The organism is Burkholderia sp. AU30280, from assembly GCF_020420125.1.
GTDB lineage: Bacteria > Pseudomonadota > Gammaproteobacteria > Burkholderiales > Burkholderiaceae > Burkholderia.
The window spans coordinates 1-17,000 of sequence record NZ_JAIZRY010000016.1 but is presented as its reverse complement, the minus strand read 5'-3'; the positions used below and the strand labels follow the sequence as shown (position 1 = coordinate 17,000).

The window sequence follows — 17,000 nt, the reverse complement described above, 5'->3', positions numbered from 1 at the left end:
CGACTTGAGCCGTACCGCCGCCATCCAGCACGCGCTGAACCAGTTCGAATCCGGTGCGTTCTTCACGACCCTGAGCCGCCGCGTCGGCCTGCGCACCGAAAGTCAGGAAAGCGGCAACGATGCCGCGCTGCGCGCGTACCTGACCGACGAGATCGCCCCCGAAGCCGCGCGCCTCGGCTTCACGTCGCGGATCGTCGACAACCCCGTCGACGGCGGCGGCCCGTTTCTGCTCGCATCGCGCCACGAAGACGACGCACTGCCGACCGTGCTGATCTACGGCCACGGCGACGTCGTGCGCGGCTACGATGCGCAATGGCGCGCACCGCTGTCGCCGTGGACGCTGACGGCCGACGGCGACCGCTGGTACGGCCGCGGCAGCGCCGACAACAAGGGCCAGCACACCATCAACCTGGCCGCGCTGGCGAGCGTGCTCGACGCGCGCGGCGGCCAGCTCGGCTTCAACGCGAAGCTGCTGATCGAGATGGGCGAGGAAACGGGTTCGCCGGGCCTCGACGCGCTGTGCCGCCAGGAGCGCCGCGCGCTCGCAGCCGACGTGCTGATCGCGTCCGACGGCCCGCGCATCGCCGCCGCGCGCCCAACGGTTTTCCTCGGTTCGCGCGGCTCGGTCAATTTCAAGCTGAGCCTGCGCGCCCGCGACGGCGCGCATCACTCCGGCAACTGGGGCGGGCTGCTGCGCAATCCGGCGATCGTGCTCGCCCATGCGCTCGCGAGCCTCGTCGACGCGCGCGGTGCGATTCGCGTCGCGGGGCTGCGTCCGCCGCCGATCCCCGCCGCCGTGCGCGATGCGCTCGCTGATCTCTCCGTTGGCGGCGGCCCCGGCGACCCGGCGCTCGACGCCGACTGGGGCGAGCCCGGCCTCACCGCGGCCGAGCGCGTATTCGGCTGGAACACGTTCGAGATCCTCGCGTTCAAGGCCGGCAACCCCGAGCACCCCGTCAATGCGATCCCGCCCGCCGCGTATGCGCACTGCCAGTTGCGCTTCGTCGTCGGCACCGACTGGGAAGCGCTGCATGCGCATCTGCGCACGCACCTCGATGCGCACGGCTTCGCCGACATCGAGATCGACGTCGAACGCGGCGCCCCGGCGACGCGCGTGCCGCCGGACGATCCGTGGGTCCGCTGGGCCGTCGCATCGCTGGCGCGGACCACCGGCAAGAAGCCCGCGATCCTGCCGAATCTCGGCGGCACGCTGCCGAACGAAGTGTTCGCCGACACGCTCGGGCTGCCGACGTTGTGGGTGCCGCACTCGTACCCGGCGTGCTCGCAGCATGCACCCGACGAGCACCTGCTCGCGAGCGTCGTCAGCGAGGGGCTGCAGATGATGGCCGGCCTCTTCTGGGATCTCGGCGACGACGCGCCGACCGTTCGCCGCGCGGCGCCCGCCGCGACCGGCGCCGCCCTGTAACGCGCTTCGCCCCTTTCACGGGACCTGCTCACACGATGAACACGACCACCCTGACCTCGCAGGAAGCCGCCCGCCCCAGCGCCGCGAAGATCCGGCGCATCATCTTCGCGGCGTCGATCGGCAACGCACTCGAATGGTTCGACCTGATCGTCTACGGCTTCTTCGCGGTGACGATCGCCAAGCTGTTCTTCCCCGCGACGAGCGAAGCGACGTCGCTGATGCTCACGCTCGGCACGTTCGGGCTGTCCTACCTGATCCGGCCGATCGGCGGCTTCGTGCTCGGCGCGTACGCGGATCGCGCGGGCCGCAAGGCGTCGCTGCTGCTGTCGATCGCGATGATGATGGCCGGCACGCTGCTGATCGCGCTGATGCCGACCTACGCGGCGATCGGCATATTCGCGCCGCTCGGGATCATGCTGTCGCGGCTGATGCAGGGCTTTTCCGCGGGCGGCGAATTCGCGAGCTCGACCGCGTTCCTCGTCGAGCACGCACCGCAGCGGCGCGGTTTCATGTCGAGCTGGCAGTTCGCGAGCCAGGGCCTCGCGACGCTGCTCGCATCGGGCTTCGGCGCCCTGCTGACATCCACGCTGACGACCGCGCAACTCGAAAGCTGGGGCTGGCGCGTGCCGTTCCTGTTCGGGCTCGCGATCGGCCCGGTCGGGCTGTACATCCGCCGCTACGTCGACGAAGGCGTCGAGTTCAAGACGCAGGCACGCTCGGAAGCGCCCGTGCGCGAGTTGTTCGCGGATCAGAAGTTGCGGCTTTTGCTATCGGTCGGCGCGCTCGTGATTTCGACGGCGATCAACTACATGGTGCTGTACATGCCGACCTATGCGATCAAGCAGCTCGGGCTGCCCGCGTCGACGGGCTTCGCGGCGACGCTCGCGACCGGCTTCGTGCTCACGCTCGTCACGCCGGTCGTCGGCCACCTGTCCGATCGTACCGGGCGGATCCGCATGATGGCGGTTGCGGCAATCCTGATGCTCGTCACCGTGTACCCGACATTCGCGTGGCTCACGCGTCACGCATCGTTCGCGACGATGCTCGCCGCCCTGGTCTGGATCGGTGCGCTGAAGGCGATGTACTGCGGTGCGCTGCCGGCGCTGATGGCCGAGCTGTTCCCGTCGCAGACGCGCGCAACGGGGCTCGCGGTCAGCTACAACACGGGCGTCACGCTGTTCGGCGGCTTCGCGCCGTTCGTCATCACCTGGCTGATCAGCGCGACCGGCAACCGGCTGTCGCCGGCGCTCTATCTGATGGGCTGCGCGCTGCTGAGCCTCGCCGCGCTGTTCGTCGCGCGCACACGGCTCAAGATGCGATAACGGACGAAACGACGCGCAGCGATGCGTCGCCGGTGCGGCCCGTCGCGGCATGGCTGCCGCACGGACCGCGCACCGCCTGGTTCAGGTCAAGGCGCCGGGTTCGGTTGCAATTCATGCAGCGCGTCGATCTCGGCGAGGATTTCGTCGGACAGCTTCACGTCGATGCTGCCGATGTTCTCCTTCAACTGCTCGAGCGACGTCGCCCCGACCAGGTTGCTGCGCGTGAACGGCCGGCTGTTGACGAACGCCAGCGCGAGCTGCGCGGGCGACAGCCCGTGACGCCGTGCGAGCGCGACATAGCGCGACGTCGCCTCGACGGCCTGCGGCTTGCTGTACCGCTGGAAGCGTTCGAACAGCGTGATGCGTGCGCCGGCCGGACGCGCGCCGTTTTCGTACTTGCCGGACAGCCAGCCGAACGCGAGCGGCGAATAGGCGAGCAGGCCGACGCCGTCGCGATGCGTGAATTCCGACAGGCCGTTTTCGAACGTGCGGTTCAGCAGGCTGTACGGATTCTGGATGCTCGCGATGCGCGGCAGCCCGAGCTTCTCGGCCGCGCGCAGGAACTGCGCGACGCCCCACGGCGTTTCGTTCGACACGCCGATCGCGCGCACCTTGCCGGCCTTCACGAATTCCGCGAGCACGCCGAGGGTCTCCTCGATCGGCACCGTATAGGCGTCGTCGACCCACGGATAGGCAGGACGGCCGAACGTCGTCGTGCTGCGGTCGGGCCAGTGCAACTGGTAGAGATCGACGTAGTCGGTCTGCAGGCGCTTGAGGCTGCCGTCGAGCGCTTCGGTCAGGTTCTTGCGGTCGAACTGGTTGCCTTCGCCGCGAATATGGCGCGGATTGTGCGGCTGCCGTGCCGGCCCAGCGATTTTCGTCGCGAGCACGATGCGCTCGCGCTGCGCGCGATGCTGTGCGAGCCAGGTGCCGATGTACGCCTCGGTGCGCCCCTGCGTATCGGGTTTCGGCGGCACCGGATACATTTCCGCGGCATCGATCAGCGTTACGCCCTGCCCGATCGCGTAGTCGATCTGCTCGTGCGCATCGCGCTCCGAATTCTGCTCGCCCCACGTCATCGTGCCCAGGCCGATCAGGCTGACCTCGATGCCCGAATCGCCAAGTGTGCGGTATTCCATGCTGTTCCTGTCGCGTCGGTGGAAAGCAGGAACGCTATCACATTGCAGCGACTGCTTCAGACAGGCGCCGCATACGCCTACAGACGGCCTTCGGCACCGGCGTGGAGGTTCGCGCGCCGGCCCGAACGACGGTGTTGCCGCCCGCCGTTACTGCGGCCGCTGGATGAAGCAGGTCGCCGACGCATGCGCGACGATCTTGTCGTCCGCGGTCTTCAGCGTGCCCTCCGCGACGCCCAGCGAACGCGACAGGTGAATCACGCGCCCTTCCGCAACCAGGTCGACGTCGCGCGGCACGGGCCGCAGCATCTTCACATGCAGATCGACCGTGCCGTAGCCGACACCCGCATCCAGCATCGAATGCACCGCGCACCCCGTGACCGAATCGAGCACCGTCGCGGCGAACCCGCCATGGACGCCGCCAAGCGGATTCAGGTGCCGGCCGTCCGCCCGCGCCGAAAACCTCACATAACCGAGCTCGACGTCGAGCGGACGCATCGGGATCGTCTCGGAAATCGACGCGAGCGGCGCATCGCCCGACACCGCTGCGCGCAGCAGATCGAGACCGGACAGGGAAAGCGGGTTCATCGGGTTGTCTCCGGGTTGAAAGCGCGTCGCCGCGCGAGTAAGTTCTAAATTGGAACTCATTATTGACAGCGACGGCGGCCGTTGTCAACGTGGCCGGGCCCGTTACAACCGAAGGCGGGTTCTATAATCGAACCCGCTATTTTGCTGAACCGCCGCAAGAGACTCGACGATGAAATGGGATGACATCGGCACGCTGAACTGTTCGGTCGCGCGTACGCTCGCCGTGCTCGGCGACCGCTGGACCATGCTGATCCTCCGCAACGCGTTCCTCGGCTGCCGCCGCTTCGACGCGTTCCAGACCCAGCTTGGCCTCACGCGCCATGTGCTGGCCGAGCGGCTCGCGCGGCTCGTTGACGAAGGCGTGCTGGTCAAGCGCGCGTATCAGGATCGGCCGCCGCGTTTCGAATATCGGCTGACGGACAAGGGCCTCGACCTCTACCCGACCCTGCTCGCGCTGACGGCGTGGGGCGACCGCTGGAAAGACGACGGCCAGGGGCCGCCGGTGCAGTTGCGCCACCGCACCTGCGGCCATCTGATGCATGCGGTCACCGTATGCTCGGCGTGCGGCGAACCGCTCGACGCACACGACGTGCAGCCGGAGCGTGGCCCAGGGTGGATCGCAGACGAGGCAGCCGGGGCGCCCGCGGCCGAGGATTGACGCAGCGTCGGGCACACTTGAATGAACGCGCGACGCGCACGGATCGTTAGTCGCGCTCGCGCTGCTGTCGCGGGCCGCACCGAGCCCGCCCGGCTGCACTCCTGCATGGCTTGCATGCCGCAATTCCGCCACCGCCGCACGCGCAATCGCATGCTGCTTTCGATCACATCCGCTGATTGAACTGATCACGCACTCGGATACCGCACAACGCAACTTTGCGTCACCGCCTCTGCCATCGCCGGTCATCGCGATGAGTCACCCCGTCTCATCCGCACGTGACCGGGCCGCCACGTCTGCGTTACACTCACGGCCCGCTGTCTCGAAATTGTTCGCTGTCCAAGATGTTGTCGCGCAATCGCCTCGCCGCTGCCTGTCTCGCCGCCTCCCTGCTCGCCACTCCGTTCTCCGCCTTCGGCAAGACGCAAAGCGAATCGCTGCTCCAGCAGGCGATCGATCTCGTGTCACGTTGGCTGCCGGCCCCCACTCACGAAGCGCCCGCGACACAGGTCGTCGAATCGGCGTTTTCGCCCGACGGCGGTGCCGAAGCGCTCGTGCTGAAAGCAATCGGCGCCGCGCGCAGCTCGATCCGTGTCGCCGCCTATTCGTTCACGTCGCCGCCTGTCACACGCGCACTGCTCGCCGCCAGGCGACGCGGCGTGAATATCGCGGTGGTGGTCGACGACAAGGGCAATCGCGCAAAGAGCAGCAAGCAGGCGTTGAACCTCCTCGTCAACGCAGGTATCCCGACGCGCACGATCGACGCCTACGCGATCCATCACGACAAGTACCTCGTGATCGACGCCGAGCACGTCGAAACGGGTTCGTTCAACTACAGCGCGTCGGCGGCCAGCCGCAATTCCGAGAACGTCGTCGTGGTGTGGAACAACCCGCAACTCGCGTCGCGTTATCTCACGCACTGGCAAAGCCGCTTCGACCAGGGCACGCCGTACCGCTCCAGCTACTGAGGCAAGCCGCGCGGCGCACACCGCCGTGTTCGATCCGCCGTGTTGCCGATGATCGGCGAGCACGGCGCGACGTTCAATTCAGCCGAATGGCCAGCGCGCCGCCGCACTCAATGGATTTCGGGCGTCCGCCCGATCGCTGCACCGGCCTGCGTCGTCGGTGCACAACGATTCGCCTGACCGCTCGCGCCGCTTGCCGAAGACGTCGACAAACCGCCGGCGACGCTTGGCAGCGCGCTGCTCACGCAAACGACACCGAATGCCAGCGTGTTCTGAACCATCGGATAAAGAAGATACAGCGCAAACGCGAGATAGCCCGCGTACAGAAATCGAACCATGGTGCGATGGGAAGCGTTGAACGAGTGGACACGCCCTGTTTACGGCACTGCGCCGGGCACCTTGAGGCATCGCGCCTCGGATTGCGCATCGGCGTGAAACACGATCCCATGGCGCCCGCTTCTCACCCCATCTGCATCGATCCGCGCCAGGCCCAAACCGCCCGTCGGCGGATTTGCACCGTGGCGATGCGCCGAACAATGCGCGATACTGTCCGCCATACGATCTCGTGACCGGCCTCGCAGCCGGGACCAAAGACAACGCCCATGCAAATCGCACCGAAACCGGCCGACGAGGCGGCCCGGCTCGATACGCTTCATTCGCTCTCTATCCTCGACACGCCGCCCGAAGAGCGCTTCGATCGCCTGACGCGTCTCGCACGCAGGCTGTTCGACGTACCGATCGCGCTCGTCAGCCTCGTCGACGACGATCGGCAGTGGTTCAAGAGCCACGCCGGGCTCGACATCACGCAAACGTCGCGCGACGTGTCGTTCTGCGCCCATGCGCTGCTCGAGGGCAATACGACGGTGATCCAGGATGCGCTGAACGACAGCCGCTTCCACGACAACCCGCTCGTCACCGGCGCGCCCGGCATCCGCTTCTACGCCGGTCGGCCGCTTACGGCACCGAACGGTGCGCCCATCGGCACGCTGTGCCTGATCGACACGCGGCCGCGCTCGCTCGAGCCCGACGAACTCGCGCTGCTCGGCGATCTCGCCCACATGACCGAACGTGAAATCGCCGCGCTGCATTTCGCGACCACCGACGAACTCACGCAACTGACCAACCGGCGCGGCTTCGAGATCCTGGCCCGTCACGTGCTGAGGCTGTGCGATCGCCTTGACCGTCACGCGGTGCTGCTGTTCTTCGACCTGAACGATTTCAAGTCGATCAACGACCGCTTCGGCCACGCCGAAGGCGACCACGCGCTCAAGACATTCGCCGATACGCTGACGGGCGCGCTGCGCGACAGCGACGTGATCGCACGGCTTGGCGGCGACGAGTTCGTCGTGCTGCTGAGCACCACTGGTCCGGCCGACGTTGCCGAGGCGGTCGAACGCGTGACGCGGGCGCTCGCGCTGCGCAACGCGGCCGACGCACGCGGCTATGACATCCGGTTCAGCGTCGGGCACGTCGACTACGATCCCGCGCACCATCGCGACGTGGCCGACCTGCTCGCATCGGCCGATCGACGGATGTACGAGGACAAGCAGCGCGGCAAGACTGCCGGCGCGTAAGTACGGGCTGACCGGGCGCGTGGCGCCGCCCTGCCGCCCAACTGCGGTGGCGTGGTTGCGTCAGCTTCCGCACGGCGGCGCGCTGGCCATGGCCTCCGCGATCTGCTCGGGCGTCAGGTCGCGCTGGTGCGTCGCGAGCGACCAGCGATGGCCGAACGGATCCTCGACCTGTCCGTAGCGATCGCCCCAGAACATGTCGGCCGCCGGAATCGTGACCGTCGCGCCAGCCTCGACCGCCTTCGCGATCGCCGCGTCGGTATCCGGCACGTACAGGTGCAGGCAGACCGGCGTGCCTTTGAGTGCCTTCGGCCCGAGCGCGCCGTGCTCGGGCATTTCATCCACCAGCATCAGTGTCGAATCGCCAATCACGAGGCACGCGTGCGCGAGTCGACCGTCGGGCGTCGCCAGGCGAAACTGTTCGCTCGCATCGAACGCGCGCTTGTAAAAGTCGATGGCCGCTGTTGCGCCGGCGCAGATCAGGTGCGGCGTCAGCGTGCGCATCCCTTTCGGGATCGGTTTGACGGACGTGGACATGGGTATCGCTCCTTCGGTCGGTTGTCGTATCGGAATCGGGACGGACGCGCGATGCGCACGCCTCCGATGCTACGACGGACGAACCCGGCGGAAATCGACACTGCGCCCGACATTTTTTGTTTTCTCGGGTATCGGCGCACGCGGGCTCCCCGCACCGCGCGTCATCGGCCTGTTCGGTCGACCTCGTTGCCCGGCGCACCGAACTGCCGGCGGCATGCCTCCAGCAATCCGGCCACCGCATCGAGCGGCAGATCGGCAAACCGGGCGATCGGCAGCATCACGCCGCCCGGCACCCGGGTGCGCGACGAATGCGCCGAGAACTGATAGCCGATGTAACGATTTCCGGCGACGCTGATGATCCGGAATTCGGTGACGTCGCGCCATGGTGTGACGGGTTGTTCGCGCAATGCCCCAATCAGCCTGAAGCCCGTCTCGTCGACATGCAGCGCCATCCTGCGCCGCGACGACACGAGGAAGAGGGCCGCCGCCAGCGCCAGCAACACGGCCAATGCCGCCACCGGCCAGAGCGCCGGGGCGGCCGCATAACCGCACAGGCTCGCCGCGGCCAGCACCGCGCACGCGATCGCCCTTCTTTGCAGGCTCCGGCCGTCGACCGCCAGCGTCACCGGCAACTGGCCGACGACGGTTCCCGCGACGGGATCGACATGCCAGCCGGAATCGGTGGTTTCGCTTTCGCCGTTCATCGCACGATCGCTCACATCGACGACAATCGGCTCATCGAGGTCGGACACCCTATCGCCCCGCCGAGACGGACAGCGTGCCGACAGGAAATGGTCGAGATCGACGAAGGTAAGCATCGACGCACGACAACACGCTTTCGTCCACGCGAAACGGGCAGCATGCCGTCGGTATCGGCCATTTTCAGTTGCACACCTTGACGGCGCCGTTGGTCGTGCATTGACCGACGGCCCAGTGACTCTGCCCTGCCAGATGAGGGGCCAGGCCGACGCCACGGATCGGCTCGGACGGCGACGATGCCGGAACGGCTGTGGCTGCCGACGCGGTGTCGGGCGACGGTAGCAGAGGCGGCTCGGATGCGGTCTGGCAAGCCGACAGCGCCAGACAAAAAGTGGATGCCAACGGGGCGATGAGCGGTCTGGACATGGTTTCGTACGCGTTTGCGATATTCGCTTCTGGTAAAACGGGCTCGCGGAAAATCACGTGCCCCGTCAGACCGACCGGCGCAACCGCCGACGCAGCATGACGGTCATCCAATACTACGCCTCGCGACCGACGTCGTGCGACTAGCCGTTCGGCCAGGCACCGCCATCCATGCGGCGGCACCCGCTTGCGCTGATGCATGCCGCGCCGGTCAGATTTGCGGCAGATCGCGCAACGTACGCGACTCGTTCGTTGCATCGATGTCGAGTTCGATGCCTTCCGATGCATCGCGATACAGCACGCGTTTCAGCCTGGGCCCGATCGCGGTGGCATCCGATGCCGAGAAAATTGCGCGGACATCGTTGCCGGACGCAAGCGCGCGCGCCACGTCCGCCACCGGCGCCTCGCTTGGCGTCGCCGCCCACGACCGATCAGCCGGATTCACGGCCGCCCAGCGCACGTGCGTCACGCGCGCGCTGAGCGGATCGATTCGCACGCCATTCACCGCAAACATCGACATCGACATCTCCTTAAAATTTTTTTGCGGCCCGCCATACCGATGCGCGGTCACGGACGGCCCCAGATTTCGCAGACGTTTCCCGCCGGATCCGCCACGGATATCGCGATCGTGCCGTCGCCGTAGTCCCACTCGTTCAGGATGCCGACGCGGCACGCTTCAAGTCGCGCAATGGCTTCCGAGACACGCGCCACTTCAATGGCCAGCGCAATACCATGGCCGGTCGGCCGAAACTCCGGATACGGAAACTCGCCACCGCGGCCCGTATGAATGGTCAGCGTCGCCCCGTCCACGACAAAGCGATGCCATGGATTCCCCGCAGCCGACACGCCTTCGGAATGCACCGGTAGCGCGAGCGCCAAACGATAGAAATCCACCACCGCCCGGAAGCGATCGTCCTCGACCGGCACGAGGATGCCCAGACGCTCGATCATGTGCGCTTCTCCGGCCAACGCGATTTTCGATGATACATTGCGACGCTTTACAACCGTCAACAGACAATCGTGCACGGGAGAAACACATGACCGACGCTTGGGGAACCTTCCCTGCCCGAATGGGCGACCATCAGGCCTTCATCAGCTTCAACCACGGCTTTGCGGACATTGCCGAAGGCGATCCGCGCACGTCGCTGCTCAGCGTGCGCGTCCCCTTTGCGCATCCGACGCCGGAAGGCCTGCCGACCGGCGACGAATTCACCGGTCTCGCGCAGATCGAGGATCTGCTGGACGCCACCATTACCGCGAAAGGTGGCGTGCAGGTAGGCCGCATCACCGTCGACGGCCATCGCGATTTCCTTTTCTACGTGCCGTTCGACGAAGAGGCAGCGGCGGAGATTGTCGACGCGCTGGCCGATCAGACAACCTACGCACTGCAGTACGCGCACCAGGTCGATCCGGACAAGCAAGCGTACTGGCAGACGCTCTACCCGACCGACGACGACTGGCAGATCATGCGCGACATGCGCGTGCTGGATGAATTGCGGAAGAAAGGCGACGCCAGCGACGTCAGCCGGCGCGTGATGCACTGGGCGTACTTCCCCGACCCTGGCGACGCGCATCAGTTCGCGGACTGGGCCGAAGCGAAAGGCTATCCGGTCGAGTCGGTTGCGCCCACCGAAGACGGCAAGTCGGCCGTCCGGTTTTCGCACGAAGGCACGATGGCGCTGGCTGACATCACGCGCCATACGGTCGCGATCAGCCGCGAAGTACGTTCGCTCGGAGGGGAATACGACGGATGGGAAACCAGCGTCGAACAGGCTGGCCGAGCGGGTTGACCTACCCGCTGCGCGACACGTGATGCGAAGCGTCCGGTGCAAAAAATATCCCGGCGGCATGCTTGCGCGCCGCCGGGACCAAGGCATCACCGGCCGAAGCCGGCGATGGGCCTGAGGGTTCGCTCAGGCACGAGGAAAGCGATTCGTGCGGATCAGGCGAACGGACGCCGGGGCGCGCAACCGATGCGATTACGCCGCCCGCCGGACGCCTGTCCGGTTCCGCCAACGCAACCTTCCGGCGTCGGACGGGCAAAAAGCCCCGCTCCTGCGCGAGCGAGCGGGGAAACGGTTGACCGGGCCGGGGAAGAACGGTCAACCGGCCAAATTGTGTGCGCGGGCCGCGCGACGATCTGTGCGGCAACTCACTGTTTGGTGACGATGCCGCAGCATTCGGTTCGCTCGCGTGCCGCCCGGATCGCGTCACGGTCCGAGCGCAACGCCCGCGACCGGCACGAGCATCACCTCGATGATCGGCGACAGCACCACGGCCCCGATCGTCATCACGCCGTCGGCCGCGAGCGTAACAGGCGTCGCGAGCACACGCACGGTCTTGCCCGCCGCCGTGATGCGGTCGGTATCGCGGCGCAGCTGCAGCGAGAACTTGCCCAAGACCTTGCTGCCCTGCGCGACGAGCCCATATAACGATGCATTGATCGATTTCCGGTAAGACGATGCCGGCACAGCGCCGAGATGCTCCGGCATATCGAAGGTGTAGTGATATTGCTTGCCGAGCACGATGCATTTCTTGCCGTCCTCGCGGACGAGAAATTAGTCGACTGTCGCTTCGTCTCTGTCGTCTTCGAACAGCATTGCAGTGCAGGCTGTCAGTCCGGCGGCGACAACGATCGCGCCCGCCGCCAGCAGCGCTCTTCTTTTCATGTCTGGAATTTTGTCTTGTTTTAATTCAATCGGATATTTTCAGGCCCGGGCCCAGTTTCCGGTAAGTCACGAATGTTGTCAAAGCAGGATTATTCTATTTTTCCGATCGACATGATTCTGGCTTCTTTTTTTGTACCGATTTTTTCGAAACCGCGTTTCGTGAACACTGGAACTCATGTCATGACAACCGGATTTCGTCATCGTGACGGTCAGCCGAAAAGCCATTCCGCAACCCTCTCGATCCAGTCGAGATCGCCGGCGATATCCATGACGGTTTCGCCGACGATTTCGGCAGTCGATGTGGTTGAGGCGTCCGTCGCCACCGCTCCGGCAGCCACCGCGTTCGCCTTCGCCATGTCGACCGACGCGCCCGATCTCGGATCGGCCAGCCGTTCCAACCAGTCGACGATGTTGGCACGCGCCTCCTCTTCATCGAGGAAATCATGCCGCGCGAGAAAGCGGTCGAATACGATCCACGCAAGCGTCTTGCTTCGCGAATCGGATTCGAGATGCCAATCGACAACGCCGGTCCGACCGGACTCCTTGATTTCGAGCGTCGCCGTGAAACGGTAATCGAGGTACTCGATCTCAAGTTTCGACGACATGGTTTTCTCCGGTCAATCTGCCCTCTCCATTCTTATGATGACCCGTGCACGCCGGGTTTCACGACACAGTGTGAATTTTCGATGAAATTCTCGCGGTGCGCCATTGCCCCTGACAGTATCGCGATACGCTCGTGACCTGTCGATATTGATCGCCAACGTATGACCGCATTCGATTTACCCACCATTCCACTCTGCGCTTTTGCTCGCGGTTCAGGTTCTGCCGCGAATCGCGCCACTTTCCTGTTCCGGGTATGGCCCTGCTTCACCAACGCAATCGAAGGGCTAAACTCCAGTCAGGAAGACCGCTTGCAGCACCAGAGGAAACCATGGCACTCGCCCGCGCACAACAGAATGGCGTAGAAGTCTGGATTATCCAGCTTCCCGGGCACGCCCCCTATGCCTATGCTCATCTCAAGCGGGTATTCTCGTCCGACGATACGCGACACCGCGTCGTAACGATCGACGTGAAAAAACTGCTGGCATGCGCCGACCGAGACACGACGGACTACGTGTTGCCGTCGGTGCTGTACTGGGCCCCTGGAAAAGCCGCGGGCATTCGCGAATTCCTCGATCCTGAGCAGGACAGGATTCCGGACATGCCGTACATCACGTTTCGCGAGACGAGAACGCGAACGCTGCTCGGCATCCCCGGCCTGTCGAAAGTCGGCGTGGCGTCGTTCCGCAACGGCCAGCATCGCGCGCGTTATCTCGCCTATGCAGGCGCAACGATCCTGCCCGTCGAGGTGCACGAGACGGAAGCCGATCTGCTCGTGCGGTACTGCGGCGGGTAACGACGGAGTACGTTCGACCGTTGCCCGGCGATGGCCGCATCTCGTGCGGCCATTCGTGCGATGCCGCCAGGCCACTACGCCTGTATCGCGTAGATCCGGTCGGTGACCTCCACCTGGCCGAGGCAGCTCGTTTCGATACCCGCCAGTTGCCAGCCGTTGTGCTCATAGAAGCCGATCGCGCGTTCGTTGCCCGCCAGCACCTTCAGGTGGACCCTGTCCACGCCGAGCGTGCGCGCCCAGGCGCGAACGGCTTCCATCATGCGCTTGCCCGTGCCGCTTCCGTGATACGAAGGATGGACGTGCAGGCAGTCGAGCAGCACGCCAAGCGCCGGATCGCCGGGCCGCTCGGCACTGACGAAACCCACCGGCTCGCCGTCCGCCTCGGCGATCAGCACGAGGCCCCACTCCTTTTCATTGCGATCGAGATAGTGCCGCCATCGGATCGTGTGTTCCGTCGGCACCTCGTCGGACAAGTAGGCCGCCGGCAGGATGTGGCTGTATGCGGTTTGCCAGCTCAGCGTGTGCAGGCGAGCGATGAGGTTTGCGTCTTGCGCTGTCGCGGCACGCAGCGTGGCCCGGGTTTCCGGCATCGGTGGTCACTCCTTCAGTTCGTTTTCCTGATCGGATGTCTCGTTGCAAAATATGCCGCGCGCGGCGGCATGCAACCCTCAACGTCGCTGTGCTCGAACGATACCGTGGCGGCCTTCCCCGGGAAAACGGGAAATGAACTTCGGGGAAATCAAGCGATGCGACTTCTCCTTGGAACGATCGGATTTGCGATCGCGGGCATCATCAGCGTGACCGCATGGGCCGCGATCGACAGCCGCCTGTGTGTCGCGTTCGATCGGTTGGGCGTGCCGCCGGCCGGTTCCTGCGGTGGCGGCGTAGATGCGTGCGCAGCAACGACACTCGCCGCCATCGAATTGTTCGCGTATCTGTTCGGCCCGCCCGTCCTGTTCGCGATGCTCGGCGCCTGTCAGTTTTCAAGGCGTCGCCCTCCGCACGTGATCGTCGCGTACCTTGCATGCGCTGTCGCCGCCCACTGGCTCGTGACATTCGCAGGCGTTCGCCTCCTTCACGTCTGACGCGATCGCGTCGGCGCCCGCCTGCCGCGGCGTCGCTGCAACTCATTGCCAGTGCACGGGATGCAGGCAAAAAAAATCCCGACACCTTCGTTGGTCGCCGGGATCGAACGGCCCTGCAAAGCATGAGGGCACGAGGAAGTCGACACATTACACCAATGTAATACTGTTACGCATTATCGGCTCGCGCCAAATCCCTGTCCCATTCCGCCATTCATGCGGCAAAGCGCGGCCATGAACGAAAAAAGCCTGCTCACGCGGAACGCGAGCAGGCAAGAAAACGGATCAGCATTCGAGGCACGAGGGCTGTCCATAAAAGATAACGGCGCGGGGCGCAAGAACCTTAGGCGGGAAACGAAACTTCGCAACATCACGTCGACGGGATACGGCCATACACGCTCGCGTTGAAGGTCCATGGATGAAAACCTGCGACACAGTGACGATATCCCTTCACTCCCAACCCCGGCCGGCCATCGTGCGCAATTCCACCCGGCTTGCTCGCAGCGATGCTGCCCGTTCGTTTTAGCCAGTCCGTTTAATCGGCCATGTATGGCAAACTTCGGCTCCGAATCGATGCAGCGCGCACTCTTTACCGCAGGGAAAACATGTACGTCTTGATCTATATCGCAGCAGTCGCTGTCGCGAACCTGATGGTCGCTCATTTCGGGCCGGCTGCTACACCGATCATCGCGTTCTTTCTGATCGGACTCGATCTCGCGATTCGAGACCGGCTCCACCTGGACTGGCGCGGCCGCGCGCTTTGGTCACGGATGTTCGCGTTGATCGCGGCCGCTGGCGTCGTCAGTTACGCGCTCAACCCGGCTGCCAAGGAAATCGCCCTCGCGTCTCTCGTCGCGTTCGGTTCGGCAGCCTTGGCGAGCGCAATCGTGTTTCAACTCGCACGTCGCTTTCCGATACTGGCACGCGCAAACGGCGCGAACGTCGCGGGCGCGGCCGTCGACTCCATCATCTTTCCACTTATTGCGTTCGGGGCAGTGTTCCCGACGATCGCCGCATTGCAGTTCGTCGCGAAGGTCGCGGGCGGCGCGTTATGGTCGTGGGTGGTTTTTCGAAATACTCGAACGGTTCAGGCGGGGATCGCAAGCAATGCGGTCGATCGTTAAGAACGGGTTGCGCGTATAGCGGCGTGGTTCGTTGCCGAGGTCGTCGTCGTTTCGTTTCAGTTTGCCTTGGCGTTTCTTGCGTAGACCAAGCGCACCATCACGGAGCAAAGACCGGAGTGTCGTGTTGTTGGTCGGTTGCGTGGACGGCACGAGGATCGAACGACGCTGAGCCTATCCGAACCTTTGTGTGTGAGGCATAAACTGATGGCCAAGGAGCCACTTTATGCCACGCAAACGCAAGGAAGAAGTGACGATTGAGCCGGGCAAGGGCTTGAACCTGGACCCGGAACTGATCAAGCAACTGGTGCCCGGAACGCTGGATCGAGCAACGATCAACGAGCAGCTCGCGGCGCTCAAGAAGGCGATCTTCGAGCGCGCGCTGGGCGGCGAACTGACCCACCACCTTGGCTACGAGAAGGGTGAAGCCAAACCGGGCGGCCGCACGAACCATCGCAACGGCACCAGCCGCAAGCGCGTTGCAACCGACGACGACTTGCTCGACGTCGAGATTCCGCGCGACCGCGAAGGGACGTTCGATCCGGTGCTAATTGCCAAGGGCGAACGACGCTTTACCGGCTTCGACGACAAGATCATCGCGATGTATGCACGCGGCATGAGCGTGCGGGAGATTCAGGGCTTCCTGCTGGAGATGTACGGCATCGAGGTATCGCCGGACTTCATCAGCACCGTCACTGACGCGGTGATCGACGAAGTGCGCGAGTGGCAACAGCGACCGCTCGAGCCGATGTACCCGGTCGTGTTCTTCGACGCCTTGCGCGTCAAGATCCGCGACGAGGGCGTCGTGCGCAATAAGGCGATCTACGTGGCGCTGGGCGTGCGCCGCGACGGCACACGTGACGTGCTGGGCCTTTGGATCGAGCAGACCGAGGGCGCGAAGTTCTGGCTGCGGGTGGTCAACGACCTGAAGCTGCGCGGCGTGCAGGACATCCTGATTGCCGTGGTCGACGGCCTGAAGGGTTTCCCGGAAGCGATCAACACGGTGTTCCCGGAAACGACGGTCCAGACCTGCATCGTGCATCTGATCCGGAACTCGCTGGACTTCGCGAGCTGGAAAGACCGGAAATCGGTCGCAGCAGCGCTCAAGGAGGTCTATCGGGCACCGTCGGCCGAAGCGGCCGCCGTGGCGCTGGATGCGTTCGACACGAGCCCGTGGGGTACGAAATACCCACCGATTGCCGCCCTCTGGTGCCGGGCCTGGGATCAGGTGATTCCGTTCTACGCCTTCGCGCCTGACATCCGGAAAATTGTATATACGACCAAGGGCCTGTCAGGAATTTTGTGTTTAAGGCATAACATGCTCCCAAGGAGAATTTATGCCTCGCAAACCGAAAGCCCAGCCGGCGGCTCTGCCGGCGATTCCGGCCGAGTTGCTTGAGCAGTTCGGCA

20 protein-coding genes and 1 pseudogene are annotated in these 17,000 nt (G+C 64.7%); 10 read left to right on the top strand and 11 right to left on the bottom strand.

Annotated features, from left to right (window positions below; all coding sequences use genetic code 11):
- Positions 1–4: 4 nt before the first annotated feature.
- Together LGN17_RS29800 and LGN17_RS29795 are read left to right on the top strand one after the other, a co-directional pair.
- Positions 5–1,426 (top strand): M20 family metallopeptidase, encoded by a 1,422-nt coding sequence (locus LGN17_RS29800; RefSeq protein ID WP_226200651.1) that lies wholly within the window; start codon positions 5–7, stop codon positions 1,424–1,426.
- Positions 1,427–1,461: 35 nt separating this feature from the next.
- Entirely contained in the window at positions 1,462–2,748 is a 1,287-nt protein-coding gene (locus LGN17_RS29795; RefSeq protein ID WP_226200650.1) for an MFS transporter, read from the top strand.
- Positions 2,749–2,834: 86 nt separating this feature from the next.
- Here the strand turns inward: LGN17_RS29795 and LGN17_RS29790 are convergent, their stop codons facing one another.
- Both LGN17_RS29790 and LGN17_RS29785 read right to left on the bottom strand, forming a co-directional pair.
- On the bottom strand, positions 2,835–3,887 hold the full coding sequence (locus LGN17_RS29790; protein ID WP_226200649.1) for an NADP(H)-dependent aldo-keto reductase: 1,053 nt from the start codon (positions 3,885–3,887) through the stop codon (positions 2,835–2,837).
- Between the two features lie 147 nt (positions 3,888–4,034).
- Positions 4,035–4,472, bottom strand: coding sequence for a PaaI family thioesterase (locus LGN17_RS29785; RefSeq protein ID WP_175955484.1), 438 nt, complete (start codon positions 4,470–4,472; stop codon positions 4,035–4,037).
- Between the two features lie 169 nt (positions 4,473–4,641).
- Here LGN17_RS29785 and LGN17_RS29780 point away from each other — a divergent pair, with 169 nt between their 5' ends.
- Both LGN17_RS29780 and LGN17_RS29775 read left to right on the top strand, forming a co-directional pair.
- Positions 4,642–5,130, top strand: a complete 489-nt coding sequence (locus LGN17_RS29780) for a winged helix-turn-helix transcriptional regulator (protein ID WP_226200648.1) — start codon at positions 4,642–4,644, stop codon at positions 5,128–5,130.
- A 341-nt stretch (positions 5,131–5,471) separates the two neighbouring features.
- Positions 5,472–6,095: a phospholipase D family protein gene (locus LGN17_RS29775; RefSeq protein WP_319000874.1), complete on the top strand. Its 624-nt coding sequence runs from the start codon at positions 5,472–5,474 to the stop codon at positions 6,093–6,095.
- 107 nt (positions 6,096–6,202) lie between these two features.
- Here the strand turns inward: LGN17_RS29775 and LGN17_RS29770 are convergent, their stop codons facing one another.
- Positions 6,203–6,430, bottom strand: coding sequence for a hypothetical protein (locus LGN17_RS29770; RefSeq protein WP_226200646.1), 228 nt, complete (start codon positions 6,428–6,430; stop codon positions 6,203–6,205).
- Between the two features lie 264 nt (positions 6,431–6,694).
- On the opposite strand from LGN17_RS29770, the gene LGN17_RS29765 reads away from it, so the two are divergent.
- On the top strand, positions 6,695–7,666 hold the full coding sequence (locus tag LGN17_RS29765) for a sensor domain-containing diguanylate cyclase (RefSeq protein ID WP_226200645.1): 972 nt from the start codon (positions 6,695–6,697) through the stop codon (positions 7,664–7,666).
- Between the two features lie 60 nt (positions 7,667–7,726).
- Here the strand turns inward: LGN17_RS29765 and LGN17_RS29760 are convergent, their stop codons facing one another.
- The 5 genes from LGN17_RS29760 to LGN17_RS29745 form a co-directional block, all read right to left on the bottom strand.
- Positions 7,727–8,200, bottom strand: coding sequence for a VOC family protein (locus LGN17_RS29760; RefSeq protein WP_226200644.1), 474 nt, complete (start codon positions 8,198–8,200; stop codon positions 7,727–7,729).
- A 161-nt stretch (positions 8,201–8,361) separates the two neighbouring features.
- The gene (locus LGN17_RS29755; protein ID WP_226200759.1) at positions 8,362–8,904 is read right to left on the bottom strand and encodes an aspartyl-tRNA synthetase; all 543 of its coding nucleotides are present in this window, start codon (positions 8,902–8,904) and stop codon (positions 8,362–8,364) included.
- Between the two features lie 178 nt (positions 8,905–9,082).
- The gene (locus LGN17_RS36790) at positions 9,083–9,325 is read right to left on the bottom strand and encodes a hypothetical protein (RefSeq protein WP_319000877.1); all 243 of its coding nucleotides are present in this window, start codon (positions 9,323–9,325) and stop codon (positions 9,083–9,085) included.
- Positions 9,326–9,533: 208 nt separating this feature from the next.
- Positions 9,534–9,842, bottom strand: coding sequence for a phosphatidylserine/phosphatidylglycerophosphate/cardiolipin synthase (locus LGN17_RS29750; RefSeq protein ID WP_046546333.1), 309 nt, complete (start codon positions 9,840–9,842; stop codon positions 9,534–9,536).
- Positions 9,843–9,889: 47 nt separating this feature from the next.
- A complete protein-coding gene (locus LGN17_RS29745) occupies positions 9,890–10,273 on the bottom strand; it encodes a VOC family protein (protein WP_226200643.1) in 384 nt (127 codons plus the stop codon).
- A gap of 86 nt (positions 10,274–10,359) precedes the next feature.
- On the opposite strand from LGN17_RS29745, the gene LGN17_RS29740 reads away from it, so the two are divergent.
- Positions 10,360–11,112 (top strand): DUF695 domain-containing protein, encoded by a 753-nt coding sequence (locus LGN17_RS29740; RefSeq protein WP_226200642.1) that lies wholly within the window; start codon positions 10,360–10,362, stop codon positions 11,110–11,112.
- 420 nt (positions 11,113–11,532) lie between these two features.
- Here LGN17_RS29740 and LGN17_RS29735 read toward each other — a convergent pair whose 3' ends face one another.
- Both LGN17_RS29735 and LGN17_RS29730 read right to left on the bottom strand, forming a co-directional pair.
- On the bottom strand, positions 11,533–11,847 hold the full coding sequence (locus LGN17_RS29735) for a hypothetical protein (RefSeq protein WP_226200641.1): 315 nt from the start codon (positions 11,845–11,847) through the stop codon (positions 11,533–11,535).
- A gap of 353 nt (positions 11,848–12,200) precedes the next feature.
- Complete coding sequence (locus tag LGN17_RS29730; RefSeq protein WP_226200640.1) at positions 12,201–12,596, bottom strand: hypothetical protein; 396 nt, start codon at positions 12,594–12,596, stop codon at positions 12,201–12,203.
- Between the two features lie 326 nt (positions 12,597–12,922).
- Here LGN17_RS29730 and LGN17_RS29725 point away from each other — a divergent pair, with 326 nt between their 5' ends.
- Positions 12,923–13,387 (top strand): plasmid fertility inhibition factor family protein, encoded by a 465-nt coding sequence (locus LGN17_RS29725; protein ID WP_226200639.1) that lies wholly within the window; start codon positions 12,923–12,925, stop codon positions 13,385–13,387.
- A 74-nt stretch (positions 13,388–13,461) separates the two neighbouring features.
- Here LGN17_RS29725 and LGN17_RS29720 read toward each other — a convergent pair whose 3' ends face one another.
- Complete coding sequence (locus LGN17_RS29720; RefSeq protein WP_226200638.1) at positions 13,462–13,977, bottom strand: GNAT family N-acetyltransferase; 516 nt, start codon at positions 13,975–13,977, stop codon at positions 13,462–13,464.
- A gap of 69 nt (positions 13,978–14,046) precedes the next feature.
- Here LGN17_RS29720 and LGN17_RS29715 point away from each other — a divergent pair, with 69 nt between their 5' ends.
- The 3 genes and pseudogenes from LGN17_RS29715 to LGN17_RS29705 all read left to right on the top strand — a co-directional run.
- Complete coding sequence (locus LGN17_RS29715; RefSeq protein WP_226200637.1) at positions 14,047–14,472, top strand: hypothetical protein; 426 nt, start codon at positions 14,047–14,049, stop codon at positions 14,470–14,472.
- 542 nt (positions 14,473–15,014) lie between these two features.
- On the top strand, positions 15,015–15,593 hold the full coding sequence (locus LGN17_RS29710; protein ID WP_226200636.1) for a VUT family protein: 579 nt from the start codon (positions 15,015–15,017) through the stop codon (positions 15,591–15,593).
- 223 nt (positions 15,594–15,816) lie between these two features.
- Positions 15,817–16,965: pseudogene (locus LGN17_RS29705) on the top strand (IS256 family transposase); the annotation flags it as partial.
- Positions 16,966–17,000: the final 35 nt, after the last annotated feature.

Excerpts from the sequence above, each read along its gene's own strand:
- LGN17_RS29795 (WP_226200650.1), top strand. The coding sequence starts at position 1,462 with ATGAACACGACCACCCTGACCTCGCAGGAAGCCGCCCGCCCCAGCGCC.
- LGN17_RS29790 (WP_226200649.1), bottom strand. The coding sequence starts at position 3,887 with ATGGAATACCGCACACTTGGCGATTCGGGCATCGAGGTCAGCCTGATC.
- LGN17_RS29785 (WP_175955484.1), bottom strand. The coding sequence starts at position 4,472 with ATGAACCCGCTTTCCCTGTCCGGTCTCGATCTGCTGCGCGCAGCGGTG.
- LGN17_RS29780 (WP_226200648.1), top strand. The coding sequence starts at position 4,642 with ATGAAATGGGATGACATCGGCACGCTGAACTGTTCGGTCGCGCGTACG.
- LGN17_RS29775 (WP_319000874.1), top strand. The coding sequence starts at position 5,472 with ATGTTGTCGCGCAATCGCCTCGCCGCTGCCTGTCTCGCCGCCTCCCTG.
- LGN17_RS29770 (WP_226200646.1), bottom strand. The coding sequence starts at position 6,430 with ATGGTTCGATTTCTGTACGCGGGCTATCTCGCGTTTGCGCTGTATCTT.
- LGN17_RS29765 (WP_226200645.1), top strand. The coding sequence starts at position 6,695 with ATGCAAATCGCACCGAAACCGGCCGACGAGGCGGCCCGGCTCGATACG.
- LGN17_RS29760 (WP_226200644.1), bottom strand. The coding sequence starts at position 8,200 with ATGTCCACGTCCGTCAAACCGATCCCGAAAGGGATGCGCACGCTGACG.
- LGN17_RS29755 (WP_226200759.1), bottom strand. The coding sequence starts at position 8,904 with ATGAACGGCGAAAGCGAAACCACCGATTCCGGCTGGCATGTCGATCCC.
- LGN17_RS36790 (WP_319000877.1), bottom strand. The coding sequence starts at position 9,325 with ATGTCCAGACCGCTCATCGCCCCGTTGGCATCCACTTTTTGTCTGGCG.
- LGN17_RS29750 (WP_046546333.1), bottom strand. The coding sequence starts at position 9,842 with ATGTCGATGTTTGCGGTGAATGGCGTGCGAATCGATCCGCTCAGCGCG.
- LGN17_RS29745 (WP_226200643.1), bottom strand. The coding sequence starts at position 10,273 with ATGATCGAGCGTCTGGGCATCCTCGTGCCGGTCGAGGACGATCGCTTC.
- LGN17_RS29740 (WP_226200642.1), top strand. The coding sequence starts at position 10,360 with ATGACCGACGCTTGGGGAACCTTCCCTGCCCGAATGGGCGACCATCAG.
- LGN17_RS29730 (WP_226200640.1), bottom strand. The coding sequence starts at position 12,596 with ATGTCGTCGAAACTTGAGATCGAGTACCTCGATTACCGTTTCACGGCG.
- LGN17_RS29725 (WP_226200639.1), top strand. The coding sequence starts at position 12,923 with ATGGCACTCGCCCGCGCACAACAGAATGGCGTAGAAGTCTGGATTATC.
- LGN17_RS29720 (WP_226200638.1), bottom strand. The coding sequence starts at position 13,977 with ATGCCGGAAACCCGGGCCACGCTGCGTGCCGCGACAGCGCAAGACGCA.
- LGN17_RS29715 (WP_226200637.1), top strand. The coding sequence starts at position 14,047 with ATGCAACCCTCAACGTCGCTGTGCTCGAACGATACCGTGGCGGCCTTC.
- LGN17_RS29710 (WP_226200636.1), top strand. The coding sequence starts at position 15,015 with ATGTATGGCAAACTTCGGCTCCGAATCGATGCAGCGCGCACTCTTTAC.